We start from the raw sequence: 392 nt of genomic DNA, 5'->3' as shown, positions 1-392 counted from the left end.
TTCTTGGGGAGGGCTGGAGTTTTCGAGCCGGGTTGCTGTTGGGCTGTGGATTTCAAAGCTTTTTACGGCCTTCATGGAACGTTCGTGCCATAGGTAAACACTTCCGGACCCGTGAACTGTGCGGAAGACTGGTTGCGGATGCGGCAGCTCGGAGCTTTGATGGGAGTCTCGGTCCGGGACCGGCGCGTGGCCGCGGCCTCCCGGGACTATCGCTTCTCGGCAAACGTGCAGGTCATCATCAATGCCGACACCCACCTGGTGATCGCTACCGGTATCCCGCGTTCAGGCCGTGGCCGGCAGCCGGACGGTGAACGTGGCCCCGGCCCCGGGACGCCCCACGGCCCGGATGGTGCCGCCATGATCGGTCACGATCTCGCGGGCCAGTGCCAGAC

Annotated in this window: 1 pseudogene; it reads left to right on the top strand. The window is 64.3% G+C overall.

Annotated elements, in window-relative coordinates:
- Positions 1-165: 165 nt before the first annotated feature.
- Positions 166-273: pseudogene (locus GWK61_RS58235) on the top strand (IS5/IS1182 family transposase); the annotation flags it as partial.
- Positions 274-392 lie beyond the last annotated feature (119 nt).

The organism is Catenulispora rubra (assembly GCF_015356825.1).
In the GTDB taxonomy this organism is placed as follows: domain Bacteria; phylum Actinomycetota; class Actinomycetes; order Streptomycetales; family Catenulisporaceae; genus Catenulispora; species Catenulispora rubra.
Note: the sequence above shows the minus strand (reverse complement) of the source record. Positions and strands in the feature narration are given on the sequence as shown.